The 14,956-nt window shown below is 56.3% G+C and carries 13 protein-coding genes; 1 reads left to right on the top strand and 12 read right to left on the bottom strand.

Annotated features, from left to right (window positions below; all coding sequences use genetic code 11):
* Positions 1 to 5 precede the first annotated feature (5 nt).
* The 12 genes from hflK to ndk all read right to left on the bottom strand — a co-directional run bounded on the left by hflK (position 6) and on the right by ndk (position 11,904).
* Complete coding sequence (gene hflK / locus DHf2319_RS05060) at positions 6 to 1,355, bottom strand: FtsH protease activity modulator HflK (protein ID WP_243479728.1); 1,350 nt, start codon at positions 1,353 to 1,355, stop codon at positions 6 to 8.
* Positions 1,321 to 2,427, bottom strand: a complete 1,107-nt coding sequence (hflX, locus tag DHf2319_RS05055) for a GTPase HflX (protein WP_243479727.1) — start codon at positions 2,425 to 2,427, stop codon at positions 1,321 to 1,323. Before hflX ends, hflK begins: the two co-directional genes overlap by 35 nt.
* A gap of 33 nt (positions 2,428 to 2,460) precedes the next feature.
* Positions 2,461 to 2,697 (bottom strand): RNA chaperone Hfq, encoded by a 237-nt coding sequence (gene hfq, locus DHf2319_RS05050; RefSeq protein WP_243479726.1) that lies wholly within the window; start codon positions 2,695 to 2,697, stop codon positions 2,461 to 2,463.
* 130 nt (positions 2,698 to 2,827) lie between these two features.
* A complete protein-coding gene (hisC, locus tag DHf2319_RS05045; protein WP_243479725.1) occupies positions 2,828 to 3,901 on the bottom strand; it encodes a histidinol-phosphate transaminase in 1,074 nt (357 codons plus the stop codon).
* 6 nt (positions 3,902 to 3,907) lie between these two features.
* Complete coding sequence (gene der, locus DHf2319_RS05040; RefSeq protein ID WP_243479724.1) at positions 3,908 to 5,275, bottom strand: ribosome biogenesis GTPase Der; 1,368 nt, start codon at positions 5,273 to 5,275, stop codon at positions 3,908 to 3,910.
* A 2-nt stretch (positions 5,276 to 5,277) separates the two neighbouring features.
* Positions 5,278 to 6,438 carry an outer membrane protein assembly factor BamB gene (gene bamB / locus DHf2319_RS05035; protein ID WP_369810222.1) on the bottom strand — a complete coding sequence of 387 codons (1,161 nt, stop codon included), beginning with the start codon at positions 6,436 to 6,438 and terminating at the stop codon, positions 5,278 to 5,280.
* Between the two features lie 15 nt (positions 6,439 to 6,453).
* A complete protein-coding gene (locus DHf2319_RS05030) occupies positions 6,454 to 7,086 on the bottom strand; it encodes a YfgM family protein (RefSeq protein ID WP_243479723.1) in 633 nt (210 codons plus the stop codon).
* Positions 7,087 to 7,090: 4 nt separating this feature from the next.
* Entirely contained in the window at positions 7,091 to 8,407 is a 1,317-nt protein-coding gene (gene hisS / locus DHf2319_RS05025) for a histidine--tRNA ligase (protein ID WP_243479722.1), read from the bottom strand.
* Between the two features lie 33 nt (positions 8,408 to 8,440).
* Entirely contained in the window at positions 8,441 to 9,745 is a 1,305-nt protein-coding gene (gene ispG / locus DHf2319_RS05020) for a flavodoxin-dependent (E)-4-hydroxy-3-methylbut-2-enyl-diphosphate synthase (RefSeq protein WP_369810221.1), read from the bottom strand.
* Positions 9,735 to 10,232 (bottom strand): helix-turn-helix domain-containing protein, encoded by a 498-nt coding sequence (locus DHf2319_RS05015; protein ID WP_243479721.1) that lies wholly within the window; start codon positions 10,230 to 10,232, stop codon positions 9,735 to 9,737. The genes ispG and DHf2319_RS05015 overlap by 11 nt, the downstream gene beginning before the upstream one ends.
* Positions 10,229 to 11,401, bottom strand: a complete 1,173-nt coding sequence (gene rlmN / locus DHf2319_RS05010; protein WP_243479720.1) for a dual-specificity RNA methyltransferase RlmN — start codon at positions 11,399 to 11,401, stop codon at positions 10,229 to 10,231. Before rlmN ends, DHf2319_RS05015 begins: the two co-directional genes overlap by 4 nt.
* Positions 11,402 to 11,478: 77 nt before the next feature.
* Positions 11,479 to 11,904: a nucleoside-diphosphate kinase gene (gene ndk, locus DHf2319_RS05005; RefSeq protein ID WP_243479719.1), complete on the bottom strand. Its 426-nt coding sequence runs from the start codon at positions 11,902 to 11,904 to the stop codon at positions 11,479 to 11,481.
* A 162-nt stretch (positions 11,905 to 12,066) separates the two neighbouring features.
* Here ndk and DHf2319_RS05000 point away from each other — a divergent pair, with 162 nt between their 5' ends.
* Entirely contained in the window at positions 12,067 to 14,943 is a 2,877-nt protein-coding gene (locus DHf2319_RS05000) for a valine--tRNA ligase (protein WP_243479718.1), read from the top strand.
* Positions 14,944 to 14,956: the final 13 nt, after the last annotated feature.

The raw sequence follows: 14,956 nt of genomic DNA, 5'->3' as shown, positions 1-14,956 counted from the left end.
ACCCCCTAGCGCGATGCGTCACGGTCTCGCGACAACGCACTTGAGAACGTTTCGCGTAGAGTTGGACGTTGGTTGGTGTTGCTCGACGTCGGTGACGTGGTCGGTGAACTTCCAGTCGGAGCCGGTGAGTTCACGCCAGTGGTTCCCATAAAAGTCGAGGGCTCGCGCGCGGTTTGTTGCATGATCCTGTCAAGCGGCAGATACAACATGCTGTTGCTCGCCTCTGTGTCGATAAATACTTTGCTTGAACGGGCAAACATGTCCTGCATGGTTTCTAGATACATGCGCTCGCGCTGAACGCCTGGGGCACGCTGATATTGGGTCAGGATGCTCAAGAAACGAGAGGTGTTACCTTGGGCATCACCGATGACCTTGGCGCGATAACCTTCTGCCTGCTCAAGCATCCTGGATGCCTGGCCTCGAGCCAGTGGCACGACCTGGTTACGATAGGCCTCACCTTCGTTGATCTGCCGCTCGCGGTCCTGGCCGGCCTTGACGGCATCGTCAAACGCTGCCTGAACCTGCTCGGGCGGCTGCACGTTCTGGATCGCCACGGCGCTGACCAGTATCCCGGTCTGGTAACGATCAAGGACTTCTTGCATGATGCGCTGCACTTCGGCTGCCACTTGGGTACGACCCTCGTAGAGCACAAAGTCCATGAGGCTGCGACCAACCACTTCACGCATCGAGCTTTGCGCCACCTGGTGCACGGACTCATCTGGGTCGCGGGTCTTAAAGAGGTAATCGGGCGCACCATCAGGCTGTACCCGGTACTGCACCACGAACTGAACATCCACGATGTTCTCGTCAGAGGTCAGCATCAGCGCCTCTGGCGGCACTTTGTTGCGCGCATTGCCTCTAAAGCCGACCTCGTAGGTGCGCAGCTGCGAGACATCCACAATCTCGGTCTGCTGGATCGGATATGGCATGCGCCACTGGAAACCAGGCGCAGCCGTGCTCTTATAAGCACCGAACTGGGTGATCACACCTACCTGACCTTCCTGAACGATAAAAAAGCCACTGCCAAGCCACAACAACACAACCACTGCACCGATGACTCCGAATCCAATCCGGGTCTGTTTCGGGGTGGGCCCGGACGGACCGGATGGACCATTGGGACCGCCAGATTCCGGCGGCTGGGGTGGCCAGGGGCGACGCGGTCCACCGCGCTTGCCAAACAAGCCACCGAGCTTGCGATTGAAATCACGCCATACCTGGTCGAGATCGGGCGGGCCGTCCTGGCCATTGGGTCGACGGGGTGGCTCCTGCTTGGGATCCTGACGATTCTGGTCACCCGAGTCGCCGCGGCCCCAACCGGGGTCATTTAAATTGAAGAGTCTGGTCATTCGTCGCATCGGTTCCTGCGCCATTGGCAAATTCGGCAATCGCTTGACGTACTAAGTTCAAGCCCTCGCGGCGTTGTGCACTGATAAAAACTTTGTGAATGGTACCATGGCTATCACGCTCAATTCTCGCAGGCATTTCAAGGTTATCTATCTTGTTGTAGATCAGAATCTGGGGAATTGAACTCGCGCCGATTTCCGTTAAAACCTCTTGTACTTGTCGGATTTGGTCATCGCGTTGCTCGCTAGAGGCATCGACCACGTGAAGCAACAGATCGGCATGGATGGCTTCTTCCAAAGTAGCCCGAAATGCCGCGATCAGCGTGTGAGGCAAGTCGCGAATGAATCCGACCGTATCAGACAGCGTGATTGAGCCTGCATTTTCGATCCAGATGCGCCGGGTCGTGGTGTCTAGCGTGGCAAACAACTGATCCGCAGCGTACGCATCAGCGCGGGTTAGCGCATTAAACAAGGTCGATTTACCAGCGTTGGTATAACCCACTAGAGACACCGACATGGCCGCGCCGCGTGCGCGCGCCCGACGCTGCGTGACCCGCTGGCGCTGGACCTTGTCGAGCCGCTCGCGCAGCACCCTGACTTTAGCGCCAATCATGCGCCGATCCATCTCTAGCTGGGATTCACCGGGGCCTCGCATTCCGATACCGCCGCGCTGGCGCTCCAAGTGGGTCCAAAGACGGGTCAGGCGCGTAGCCAGATGTTGAAGCTGGGCCAGTTCTACCTGCAGCTTACCCTCATGACTCTTAGCGCGTAACGCAAAAATATCGAGAATCAAGGCTACCCGATCAACCACGCGTCGATTGAGCTTGCGCTCCAGATTACGCTGCTGGGCTGGCGAGAGCGGCTGATCAAACAAGACAACGTCGGCGTCCGAAGCCTCCACCAATGCGCTGGCTTCTTCGACCTTGCCCGAACCGATGTAGGTAGCCGCATCAGGACGATCACGCTTGGCCGTGATCTGACCGACGATCTGGGCACCAGCACCGCGGGCGAGCATATCAAATTCCTGCCGGTTCAGCGCATAATCGGGTGAGCCGGCATCAACGCCGATCACAATCGCCTTCATGGCGCGAGCCCGGGCAGGTTCAAGCAGATAAAGTTACTCAGCGCTGCCCTCAGCTGGCAAGGACACGGGCTTTGCCGGCACCACGGTAGAAATGGCGTGCTTATAGACCATCTGGGTAACCGTGTTTCTGAGCAAGACCACGTACTGATCAAACGATTCAACATGCCCTTGCAACTTGATGCCATTGACCAGATAGATCGAGACCGGAATGTGCTCCTTTCTCAACACGTTCAGAAACGGGTCTTGTAGGGTCTGCCCCTTGTTGCTCATTGATTAACTCCAAAATTTGTAATCGTTCTTAGTTGGGCGGCCATCAATGGACTACCACCAGCCAAATCAAAACACTGAAATTCGAATGCCGACACTCTACAGACTTTTTAACTGATTTGCCAGTTAAGCCCTAGGGGCGAACACAAGCTTTCAATGCATTAATCAGACTCTGACATTGGGCTGAAGTTCCCACCGTGATCCTCAGGAACTGATCAATACGGTCACGCTTGAAATGTCGCACCAAGATGGCGCGTTCGCGCAACCAGCCCGCCAACGCTGCACCATCATGCTCGGGGTGGCGTGCAAACACAAAATTAGCCGATGATGGCAACACTTCAAAGCCCAAAGCTTGCAATTGATCGGTGAGCCACTCACGGGTTTGAATCACCGCTTGGCAGGCTGCCTCGAAATAGGCGTCATCTTCTATGGCGGCAGTCGCGCCCACTTGCGCCAATTGATCGAGTGGGTAGGAATTGGTACTGTTTTTTACGATTTCCAGGCCCTGAATCAGCTCAGCTGAGCCCAGCGCATAGCCCACGCGCAAGCCGGCCAGTGATCTGGACTTTGACAACGTATGTGACACCAAAAGATTGGGATAGCGATCCAGTAGCGCCACAGCGCTTTGCCCACCGAAATCCACATACGCCTCATCGACCAACACCACCACGTCAGGATTGCCCGCCACAATACGTTCTATTTCGCTTAGATCAAGTGCGATCCCGGTGGGAGCATTCGGATTGGCAATGATGATGCCCCCGGCTTTGGGGTGAGCCTGCCCGAGGTAATCGTCGGGCTGAATCCGGAACTCATCATCAACCGGTACAACGTGAGTACGGATGCCATGCAATTCGGCATAGACCGGATAGAACCCATAGGTCAGATCTGACAACAGCAATGGCCGCGCTTGCCGAAAGAACGTAAAAAATGCCAGATTCAACACATCATCCGAACCGTTGCCCACGAACACCTGCTCTGGCGTCAAACCATAGCGTTTGGCAATGGCATTTTTTAGTTGGGTTGCTTCGGGATCCGGGTACAGGCGCAAGCGATCCGTGGTGGCTGCCCTGATCGCCTCGAGCACACGGGGCGAGGGCCCCATCGGATGTTCGTTGGTATTGAGTTTGATGAGATTGTCGATCTGCGGCTGCTCGCCTGGCACATAGGGGCTTAGGTTGCGAACCGAAGGACTCCAGAATTGGCTCATGGTGAATTAGCCGTCAACGTAAGGGTTGTGAGAAGACTTGAATTCGATGCGCAATGGCGTGCCTGCAAGCTCAAACGCGTCCCGGAACTTGGACTCAAGATAGCGTCTGTACGGATTGGCAATCGCATCGAGTGCATTGCCGTGCACGATGATGCGCGGCGGATTCTGGCCACCCTGGTGGGCATAGCGCATTTTGGGGCGAAATATCCCTTTGCGCGGAGGCGGTTGTTGTATAACCGCATCTTGCAATACGCGGGTCAGCTTGGGCGTGGAGAGTTTCGCAAACGCAGCCGAATGGGCAGCCACGACCGACTTCATGACCACATTAACGCCTTGCCCGCGCAAGGCCGAGATCGTATGCACCTTGGCGAAACTTAAAAACTTGAGCTTGCGATCAAACTCCCGTTTGATGCGCTCGCGTCGCTCGCTATCGGCGTTGTCCCATTTGTTAATGGCCACCACCAATGCCCGGCCCGACTCCACCACAAAGCCCGCGATGTGAGCATCCTGATCAGAAATCTCTTGCTGGGCATCTAGCATCAAGAGCACCACATTACAGGCTTCGATCGCCTGCAGGGTCTTGATGACCGAGAATTTTTCAACCGCTTCGAACACTTTGCCACGCCGACGCAAGCCCGCTGTATCAATCAAGGTGTACTGACGGCCATCACGCTCAAACTCGACTTCAATCGCATCCCGGGTGGTGCCAGGCAGATCAAACGCAATGACCCGGTTCTCACCGACTAGCGTGTTGATCAACGTGGACTTGCCCACGTTAGGCCGCCCGACAATGGCCAACTTGATTCGATGCTTGTCGCCGTCAATGAGCTCGGGTGTGTCTTGATCGTCGAGCGCTTGGCCTGAAGAGCCTTGCGGCGCAAATGAGGATAACGCCTCTTCGATTAGCGACATCACCCCGTCGCCATGCGAGGCTGAGATTGCATGCGGCTCACCAAGACCGAGCTCGTGAAACTCAGCGACTGCCGCGGTGTGGCTCATGCCTTCGGCTTTGTTCACGCACAACAGCACCTTCTGCCCTGACTTGCGTAGCAAGCTGGCAATATCCTGGTCATGCGCATTCAAGCCGGCTCTGGCATCAACCAAAAAGATCACCACGTCGGATTCGGCAATGGCTTGCTCGGTCTGACGCGCCATGTGATGCAAGATACCTGTTTTGGCTACTGGTTCAAAGCCGCCGGTGTCCACCACAATAAAAGGGATGTCTCCCACGCGCCCCTCACCGTAATGCCGGTCACGCGTCAAGCCGGCGAAGTCAGCCACCAAGGCCGCGCGCGAGCGGGTCAGGCGGTTAAAAAGGGTCGATTTGCCCACATTGGGACGCCCGACTAGGGTGACAACAGGTTTAAAGGCCACAATTAGTTCAACTGAATTAAAACAACAGAGCTATCCCCGGCTTGCACCAAGGCACCGCCGGTCATGGTTTGTACGGGTGCAAAGATAGCGCCCCCGCCAACGCTGATGCGACCGCCCAACTCACCGGTCTGGGCAGACAAGGCATGCACATAGCCATCGAGGTCACCCACTAAAACCCAGCTGCCAACAACACCCGGCTCGGTCACACGACGGTTACGCAAAGCGTCCTGCACCCAGACGGCGTCTCCATCCTCAAGCTCGTAGGCGTGCATTCGATCGCGGTTATCCGGCACATAGGCCCGCACATTGTCAGCGGTCATGCCCACAATACTCGATAGATTATTGGCCCACACGGTGCGCCCACCCTCTTTGGCGTTAAAGCAAATCACACGTCCCTGATAAGCCGCCGCACAAAACACGTCGCCACGGACAACCGGAATGCCGACCACGTCATTGACGCGCTCCAGATCACTGGCGCCACGCGGCACGGCCACAATACCCTCCCAGACCACCGCACCGCTGCCTGGCTCGATGGCGAGTAACCGTCCACCGGGCATGCCTGACAGTATCAAGCCTTGTATCTGATTCATGCGGGCCGGTGCTCTGAGCGCCAGCGCAGGTCCAGGTCGCTGGACACTCCAGATCCGTTCACCGTTGGCTGCGTTAAAGGCCTGTACCCGATAGTCACCCGAGCGCACCACCACCACGCCATCGCCTACCCAAGGCACCACACTGACCTCGCTAGCCGCACGGGCTCGCCACTTCACCTCACCGTTGGCGTCTAGCGCAATTACCTCGCCTGCTGGCGTCACAACAGCGACGGTCTGCCCGTCTGAGCCCACACCGGCCGAGAGTTCTTTAGCCACTTGGCTATTCCAGACCGTCGTGCCTTGAGCCGCATCTATGCGCGCGACTTTGCCATCGCGCGAGGCTGCAAAGACAGCGTTACCGACGATAGCTGGCGCAAAACCATACGAGCTGCCGCTACCGACTGGCGCACGCCAACCGATGGCCGGGCTGACTTGGGGGGTGTACTGGGTCAATGGCGCAGGATCGTTGCGTGTGTCTGAACTCGCACACCCGGCTAGCACCAGACTGGTGGCAATCGCCACCCACATCAGCCAGCGAGCTGGCATTGGTTTGAAATCCTGTGTTCGCAACATATCAACCTGTTCCTATCACGAGCCCATGGTATCAATCTTTAGTTGCACAACATTGGTCAGCGCATCGGTGGGCCCAAGCAAGTCAATCGCCTCTTGCCAGGCTGCGACGGCTTCTTGACGCTTGCCTTGGGCAGCCAGAATGTCGCCACGACGATCAGCGTATAACGCCTTGAATGAGTCTGGTGGCATGTTCAGCTCAGCCAACGCCTGATCGTAGTTGCCTTGATCGAGATAAAGACCTGCCAAGCGAAGTTTGGCCACTGGCGCCAGTGCAACATGGTTGCTCGTGGCCAGCCATTTAAGCGGTTGCGTTGCAGCAGCAAGTTCATTGCGGCTAGCGAGCGCCTGCGCAGCCACCAACGCAGCCCGTGCCGCATAGTCTGTCTTACCAAAATCCGTCTGCAGCGCCTGCATGGCTGCCTCGATACGCGGCACGCTGTCGCTGCTGTCTTGTGCCGCCGCGCGCTCAAGTGCATCGTAATAGCCACGCGCCTGTTGTGCCTGGCTACCCTCATACCAGTTCCAACCCTGCCAGCCAAGCACCACCACGAGCGCCAAGGACAATAATCCCAGCGCAATGGTGCCGTACTTGTCCCACCACGCTTTTAGCTGTGCTAACTGTTCCTGTTCTTCTAAATCGTACGCCATCTCTTTAAACCTTTTTGCCAGAAACCTTGTCGAGTTGTCCTTGCAGGTACTGCGCCAATTCGGCAAATGCCACCCGCTGTTGCTGAGCCTGACTGGGTTCAGCCCGCAACCATTTAATCGATGCTTGCTCGCTGGCAAGCTCATCTTCGCCTAGGATAACCGCAATCTGTGCACCACTGGCATCCGCCCGTTTGAACTGGGCTTTAAAGTTTGCTGAACCAGTCACGCTGGCATGCACAATGACCGATAGGCCCGCATCACGAAGTTTTTCGGCCAGTCTGGCCGCCTGTCGTTGCGCAGCCTCGCCCTGGTGGATCAGATAGACCTCGCACTCCGATGGTGCTTGCGCCGGCTGACACTGGTTCCACAGATCGAGCAAGCGCTCCATGCCGATGGCAAATCCGACTGCGGGCGCAGGTTTGCCACCTAGCAATGCGATCAAGTCATCATAGCGCCCGCCGCCGCACACCGTCGCTTGCGCACCGAGCTTGTCTGTGACCCACTCAAACACCGTCAGATTGTAATAATCGAGGCCGCGTACCATGCGCGGATTCAAGCGATAACGGATACCTGCATCGTCAAGCCGCTGGCAAACACCATCAAAGTGTGCTCTGGATTCATCACCCAGAAAATCAAATAATTTGGGCGCCGAATTGGCCATCTCCTGCATGGCCGGATTCTTGGTGTCCAGCACCCGCAAAGGATTGGTGTAAAGACGTCGCTGACCATCCTCATCGAGCACGTCACGATGGGCTTCAAGATGTTTGATCAATGCTTCACGATGCGCCTGACGCTCGGCCAACTGACCCAGAGAATTGAGCTCAAGCTCTATACCGTCAATGCCAAGCAGTGCCCATAAACGGGCGGTCATCAGAATCAGTTCGGCGTCCACATCCGGGCCGGCAAACCCCAGAGCTTCCACGTCAAGCTGGTGAAACTGGCGGTAGCGACCACGTTGCGGACGCTCATGACGAAACACCGGCCCCATGCTGTAGATGCGACGCGGGCGGTCATACAACAAGTTGTGCTCGATCGTTGCGCGCACCAAGCCTGCGGTGAACTCCGGACGCAGGGTTAACGACTCACCATTCAAGCTATCCACAAAGGTATACATCTCTTTTTCTACGATATCGGTGACTTCACCGATACCGCGGGTAAAGAGCCGCGTGTGTTCGAGCACGGGCGATCGCATGTTCAGATAGCCATACTGCTTAAGCCATTGGCGCAGGATCTCTTCAATGGCCTCCCAGGCATGGGAAGCATCCGGCAAAACATCATTCATGCCACGAATGGCAGCCACTTTTTTAAATTCAGTTGTCATCTTTAATCTGCTTAAGCGGTGTCAGTGACAGGCTTATTGGCCTGACTGGCGGCCATAGCGTTTTTCAATATAGTTTTGGACGATCACCTGAAACTCCTCGGCGATTCGGTCCCCTTTTAGCGTGACCGTGCGAACACCATCCACATACACGGGTGCCGCCGGTACCTCGCCAGTGCCGGGCAAACTGATGCCGATATCGGCATGACGGCTCTCACCTGGCCCATTCACCACACAGCCCATGACGGCCACGTTCATGGACTCAACCCCCGGGTACTGGGTGCGCCACACTGGCATCTGTTCACGCAAATAACGTTGAATGTCGTCAGCGAGCTCCTGGAACACGGTGCTGGTCGTGCGTCCACAACCCGGGCAGGCAATCACCATGGGTGTAAAGGCACGCAAACCCATGGTCTGCAAGATTTCTTGCGCCACCACGACCTCACGACAACGGTCACCGCCTGGCTCAGGTGTCAGGGAAATGCGAATGGTGTCGCCAATGCCCTCTTGCAACAGCACCGCCAAGGCAGCTGTAGAGGCCACCACACCTTTGGTGCCCATGCCCGCTTCTGTCAATCCGAGGTGCAAGGGGTAGTCGCACCGGGCCGAGAGATCGCGATAGACCGCAATCAAATCCTGGACATGACTGACTTTGCATGACAAGACAATCGCATCACCTGGCAGACCAAGTTGCTGCGCTCGTTCAGCGTTGCTGATCGCGGACACCACCAAAGCATCGCGCATCACCGCTTGCGCATCGAGCGGTACCGCACGCTGCTGGTTCTCATCCATCATGCGAGCCAACAACTCTTGGTCCAGACTGCCCCAGTTCACACCGATGCGCACGGGCTTGTTGTGTCGGCATGCCACCTCGATCATTTGAGCAAAGTTGTCATCGCGACGCTTGCCACCGCCCATGTTGCCCGGATTGATGCGGTACTTCGACAATGCCTGCGCGCACTCGGGAAACTGGGTCAACAACTTGTGACCATTGAAATGAAAATCACCACAAAGTGGCACCGAGACGCCCATGCGATCGAGTTGTTCACGAATCGCGACAATGGCTTGGGCAGCCTCTGGCGTGTTCACCGTGATACGAACGATTTCTGAACCTGCCAGCGCCAGCTCTTTGACCTGGATCGCCGTGGCAATCGCATCAGCCGTGTCGGTGTTGGTCATTGACTGCACCACCACGGGCGCATCACCACCCACGCGCACAACCGTATCACCCCAGACGACCTTGGCCTGCCGAGTCGGGCGTCTGGCAGCCGGTCCGACCGCTGGCAAGCACTGGGTCATCGGTGCACCCGCATCCTGCGTGGCCGTTGCCTTAGCCGACATTGGATGGCCCCTTTAACCACGATGGCATCAGGCTATCAGGCACCATGCCCTGCCAAATGGCCACGGTCACGATGATGACAATCACCATGACCACTAGCACAACCCAACCGGCTGAACCCGAGGATCGGGTTTCTTCCATCGACTCGCCAATCGCGCGCGTCGAGGTGTGGTTGGCAATTCCACTTTGTGTGGCTGACAAGTGCTGCCGTAAAACAGGTTCGAGCGCCTCAAAATCCACGCCGAGCAGACGGGTGTAATTTTTAGTCAGCGTCTTTAACGCAATCCCCTTGGGCAATGCGTCCCAGCGTTCGTTCTCGAGCGCATCAATCAGACGGGCGGGAAACTTCAACCGGGCAGACACATCGTCTAAAGACATACCGCGCGCCACCCGTATGGTGCGTAGCGCTGCAATGGCTGTGACCGGTTCGGAGGGCTCAGGCGGTGACTCAAATTTGAGCGGAACAGTCTTAGGGTCTTCAAGACTCATGACCTGACCTCCGTGACCGCAATGTCTTTCAATTTATGCGCGGCTGCCTGTGCCACCCGGCGTTCAGTGAGCTTGGTGCGGTCCTTGATGTCACCGGCCAATTGCCCACAGGCCGCATCAATATCATCACCGCGGGTCTTGCGAATGGTGGTGACGACACCCTGTTCCTGCAACGCGCGCGCGAACGCATGGACGCGATTCGATGACGAGCGCTGCAAACCCGAACCTGGAAACGGGTTAAACGGAATGAGGTTGATCTTGCAAGGCACCTGAGCCGCAATGTCCACAAGCTCTCGGGCATGTTGCAAGCTGTCGTTGACCTCTTGCAACATGACGTACTCAAAGGTGATGAAGTCGCGCGGCGCGACTTTCAAATAGCGCTCGCACGCTGCGAGCAATTCACGCAACGGATACTTCTTGTTTAACGGCACCAAATGATCGCGAAGCGCGTCATTGGGTGCATGCAACGAGACCGCCAAGGCGACCGGGCAGTCATTGGCCAAGCGATCCATGATCGGCACCACGCCAGAGGTTGATACCGTGACACGGCGACGTGACAGACCATACGCGTGATCATCGAGCATGAGCTTTAACGCACCGAGTACCGCGTCATAGTTAAGCAAAGGCTCGCCCATGCCCATGAATACGACGTTGCTGATGATTCGATCATTGGTCGGCTCATTGCCATCGAGTCGGGTCACCGCACCGCTTGCCAACAAATCGTGGCGCGCCCACCATAACTGACCGATGATTTCAGCCACTGACAGGTTACGACTGAACCCTTGATGACCGGTCGAACAAAACGGACATGCCACGGTGCAACCGGCTTGGCTCGATATGCAGAGGGTGCCGCGATCATCTTCGGGAATGAAGACCGTCTCGATGGCGTTGTCGTTACCAACATCAAACAGCCACTTGTGGGTGTGGTCTGCGGACACGTGGCGCTTGAGCACCTCGGGTGCGGTGATTGAACACTGGCTGGCCAGCCGCTGCCTGAAAGCCCCCGCCAAATCGGTCATGTGGCTGAAATCAGACTCACCCCGCTGGTGAATCCAACGCATCAATTGCTTGGCTCGAAACGGCTTATCACCCCAAGAGCCGATCATCTCGACTAGGGCAGTCTGTTCCATCCCGATCAGGTTGGTAGGTGACTGTGCGTCGGCGTTCATGTGTGGGCGTATGGTTCAAAAGCTCGATTGGGTCAGATTGTCGTATCGACAATCTGACCGGTCTACCTCCAAAGTCATTAACGACTGTGGATGTTCATTTCCGGAAAAAAGAATGCAATCTCGGTGGCGGCCGTCTCGGGCGCGTCAGATCCATGCACTGCGTTGGCATCAATGCTTTCGGCAAAGTCTGCGCGGATCGTGCCCTTGTCAGCTTTCTTGGGATCGGTCGCGCCCATCAGGTCACGATTTTTCTGGATGGCATTCTCGCCCTCGAGAACCTGCACCATGACCGGCCCTGACACCATGAAATCAACCAGGTCCTTAAAGAAAGGACGTTCTTTGTGCACAGCATAAAAACGGCCAGCGTCTTCACGCGAGAGTTGCATCATGCGGGCAGCGATGACTTTAAGGCCGGCTTGCTCAAAGCGGGCAAGAATTTGACCAATGACGTTTTTGGCGACGGCATCGGGCTTAATGATCGACAAAGTGCGTTGTACAGACATGAATGCTCCAGTAATTCTCAATAAAAACAAAGACTTTGGGAAATTCGAGATAGCCTGACATTCTAGCATGCCGCAGTTACGCGCATACCCTTAAAATGTCAGGTTTGGCGTGTATTGCAGATACGCTTGGCAAACTGACACCCTATCGACTTGATGCAACCCATGACTAGCAAACCAACCAACGCAGCAGACAGCCTACCGAAGAGTTTTGAGCCAGCCGACATCGAAAGCCGCTGGTATCCCAAATGGGAGTCTTCAGGCTATTTCCAGGCCGGGCAGCACGTTGCTGGCGCTGACCCAAACCTGCCGCCCTACGTAATCCAGTTCCCCCCGCCAAACGTCACAGGCACCTTACACATGGGGCACGCCTTTAACCAGACCATCATGGATGGCCTGGTTCGCTACCACCGCATGCGGGGCCAGGACACTGTGTTTGTGCCAGGCACTGACCATGCCGGGATCGCCACGCAGATCGTGGTCGAGCGCCAACTGGACGCCAAGAACATCAGCCGACATGACCTCGGCCGCGAGAAATTCACGCAAAAAGTCTGGGAATGGAAACAAGAGTCCGGGGGAACGATCACGCGTCAAGTCAGGCGTTTAGGTGCCTCGGCCGACTGGCCACGTGAGTACTTCACGATGGATGATCGCATGTCCAAAGGCGTGATCGAGACCTTTGTGCGCCTGTACGAACAGGGCTTGATTTACCGCGGCAAACGGCTGGTGAACTGGGATCCCAAACTGTTGACGGCCGTCTCGGATCTGGAAGTGCAGTCCGTTGAAACCGAGGGCTCACTTTGGCATATCTGTTACCCCTTTGTCGATGGCCCGCAAACGATCGAAGAGGACGGCGAGCGCAAAACCCTGCGCGGCATGACCATTGCCACCACCCGGCCAGAAACCATGCTCGCTGACGGTGCGCTGTGTGTCCATCCTGATGACCCGCGCTATCAACACCTGGTGGGCAAGATGGTTGATCTGCCATTGTGCGACCGCCAGATTCCCATCATCGCAGACGATTTTGTGGACATGAAGTTCGGTACCGGCGTCGTCAAAATCACCGGCGCTCACGACTTTAACGACTACGCGTGTGCCATGCGGCACAACCTGCCCTTGATTGTGATCTTCACGCTAGACGCCAAGGTCAATGACAACGGCCCGGTACAGTTTCGCGGCATGGATCGGTTTGATGCGCGCGAAGCCGTCGTCAAAGAACTTCAGCAGCAAGGCTTTCTGGTCAAAGTTGAAAAGCACACCATGATGCAGCCACGCGGTGATCGCACTGGTGTGGTGTTGGAACCTATGCTGACTGACCAGTGGTTTGTGGCCATGAGCAAGCCTGCGCCAGCCGGAACCCTGCACCCGGGCAAATCAATCACAGAGGTGGCGCTAGACGTCGTGCGTGACGGTCAGATCCAGTTCTACCCCTCGAACTGGACCACCACGTACAACCAGTGGCTAGAGAACATCCAGGACTGGTGCATTTCACGCCAGCTGTGGTGGGGCCATCAAATCCCCGCCTGGTATGGTCAAAACGGTGAAGTGTTTGTGGCCAGAAGCGAAGCTGACGCCCAGGCTCAGGCTCAAGCGGCTGGTTACAGCGGTACGCTTGCGCGTGACCCCGATGTGCTCGATACGTGGTTCTCCTCTGCGCTGGTGCCATTTACCACCATGGGCTGGCCCGACAAGACGCCAGACCTACAGAAGTATCTGCCATCGAGTGTGCTGGTCACGGGCTTTGACATTATTTTCTTCTGGGTGGCTCGCATGGTCATGATGACCACGCATTTGATTGGTGAGGTGCCATTCAGACATGTGTATGTACATGGCCTGATTCGTGATGCCGAAGGCCAGAAGATGAGTAAATCCAAAGGCAATACGCTCGACCCGGTTGATTTGATTGATGGGATTGACCTGCCAACGCTGGTGGCCAAGCGCACCTATGGGCTGATGAACCCCAAACAGGCCGAGAACATTGAGAAAGCGACCCGCAAACATTATCCCGATGGCATTGCTGCATTCGGAACCGATGCCTTGCGCTTTACGATGGCGGCCTACGCGTCGCTTGGGCGCAACATCAACTTCGATTTAAAGCGCTGCGAAGGCTACCGCAACTTTTGTAACAAGCTGTGGAATGCAGCACGCTTTGTGTTGATGAATACGGCAGATTACATCCCAACCGGTCATCTGGCCAAACGCGACGGGCTGCCTGAGCGCTGGATTCTGACCCGCCTGCAATCAGTCAAACAAGAGGTGGAAAAAGGATTCTCGGACTACCGCTTTGACAACATCGCCAATGCGCTTTACCACTTTGTGTGGGATGAGTACTGTGATTGGTACCTGGAGCTAGCCAAGGTGCAGATTCAGTCAGGCGATGCCAATACCAAAGCCGCCTGCCAGGCAACACTGATCGAGGTGCTTGAAGAGGTGCTGCGACTGCTGCACCCGATCACACCCTTCATTACAGAAGAGCTCTGGCAAAAAGTGTCACTGGTCGCGGGTACCCGCGATGAGCAAACAGACACCAGTGTAAGCATTCAACCCTTCCCGATGACCGATGACAAACTACTTGATCAGCAAGCCGAAGAGGAGTTTGCCAGCTTGAAAGCCCGTATTGAGGCGGTTCGAACCCTGCGCAGCGAAATGCAGCTTTCACCGGCAGAACGCGTACCGCTGATCGCCCAAGGCCCACAAGATAGTTTGAAGTCACAGGCGCCTTATCTCGCCTTTCTGGCAAAGCTAGCCAGCGTGGAGGTTCTCGACACCCTGCCTGAGGACAGTGGCGCACCCATCCAGGTGGTGGGCGACTGCCGCCTGATGCTCAAAGTCGAGATCGATGTGCAAGCTGAAATCGCCCGTCTGGATAAGGAAATCGCTCGTCTGACGGCTGAGATTGGCAAAGCCAATGGCAAACTGTCCAATGAGTCTTTCGTACAAAAGGCCCCGCCCCAAGTAGTTGCCCAAGAGAAAGAACGTGTGGCCAACTTCAGCGACACCCTACAAAAGATCAAGGCACAGCGGTCACGTTTGGAACAGTAGCGGTTGCGCGGCG

It is taken from the genome of Orrella daihaiensis (assembly GCF_022811525.1).
In the GTDB taxonomy this organism is placed as follows: Bacteria; Pseudomonadota; Gammaproteobacteria; order Burkholderiales; family Burkholderiaceae_B; genus Algicoccus; species Algicoccus daihaiensis.
This window is presented reverse-complemented; position numbering and strand designations above follow the sequence as displayed.

Bases quoted from the DNA above. Each gene is read 5' to 3' on its own strand.
- hfq (WP_243479726.1), bottom strand. From the start codon at position 2,697: ATGAGCAACAAGGGGCAGACCCTACAAGACCCGTTTCTGAACGTGTTG.
- ispG (WP_369810221.1), bottom strand. From the start codon at position 9,745: ATGTCGGCTAAGGCAACGGCCACGCAGGATGCGGGTGCACCGATGACC.
- DHf2319_RS05000 (WP_243479718.1), top strand. From the start codon at position 12,067: ATGACTAGCAAACCAACCAACGCAGCAGACAGCCTACCGAAGAGTTTT.
- hflX (WP_243479727.1), bottom strand. From the start codon at position 2,427: ATGAAGGCGATTGTGATCGGCGTTGATGCCGGCTCACCCGATTATGCG.
- bamB (WP_369810222.1), bottom strand. From the start codon at position 6,438: ATGTTGCGAACACAGGATTTCAAACCAATGCCAGCTCGCTGGCTGATG.
- hisS (WP_243479722.1), bottom strand. From the start codon at position 8,407: ATGACAACTGAATTTAAAAAAGTGGCTGCCATTCGTGGCATGAATGAT.
- DHf2319_RS05015 (WP_243479721.1), bottom strand. From the start codon at position 10,232: ATGAGTCTTGAAGACCCTAAGACTGTTCCGCTCAAATTTGAGTCACCG.
- hflK (WP_243479728.1), bottom strand. From the start codon at position 1,355: ATGCGACGAATGACCAGACTCTTCAATTTAAATGACCCCGGTTGGGGC.
- rlmN (WP_243479720.1), bottom strand. From the start codon at position 11,401: ATGAACGCCGACGCACAGTCACCTACCAACCTGATCGGGATGGAACAG.
- hisC (WP_243479725.1), bottom strand. From the start codon at position 3,901: ATGAGCCAATTCTGGAGTCCTTCGGTTCGCAACCTAAGCCCCTATGTG.
- ndk (WP_243479719.1), bottom strand. From the start codon at position 11,904: ATGTCTGTACAACGCACTTTGTCGATCATTAAGCCCGATGCCGTCGCC.
- DHf2319_RS05030 (WP_243479723.1), bottom strand. From the start codon at position 7,086: ATGGCGTACGATTTAGAAGAACAGGAACAGTTAGCACAGCTAAAAGCG.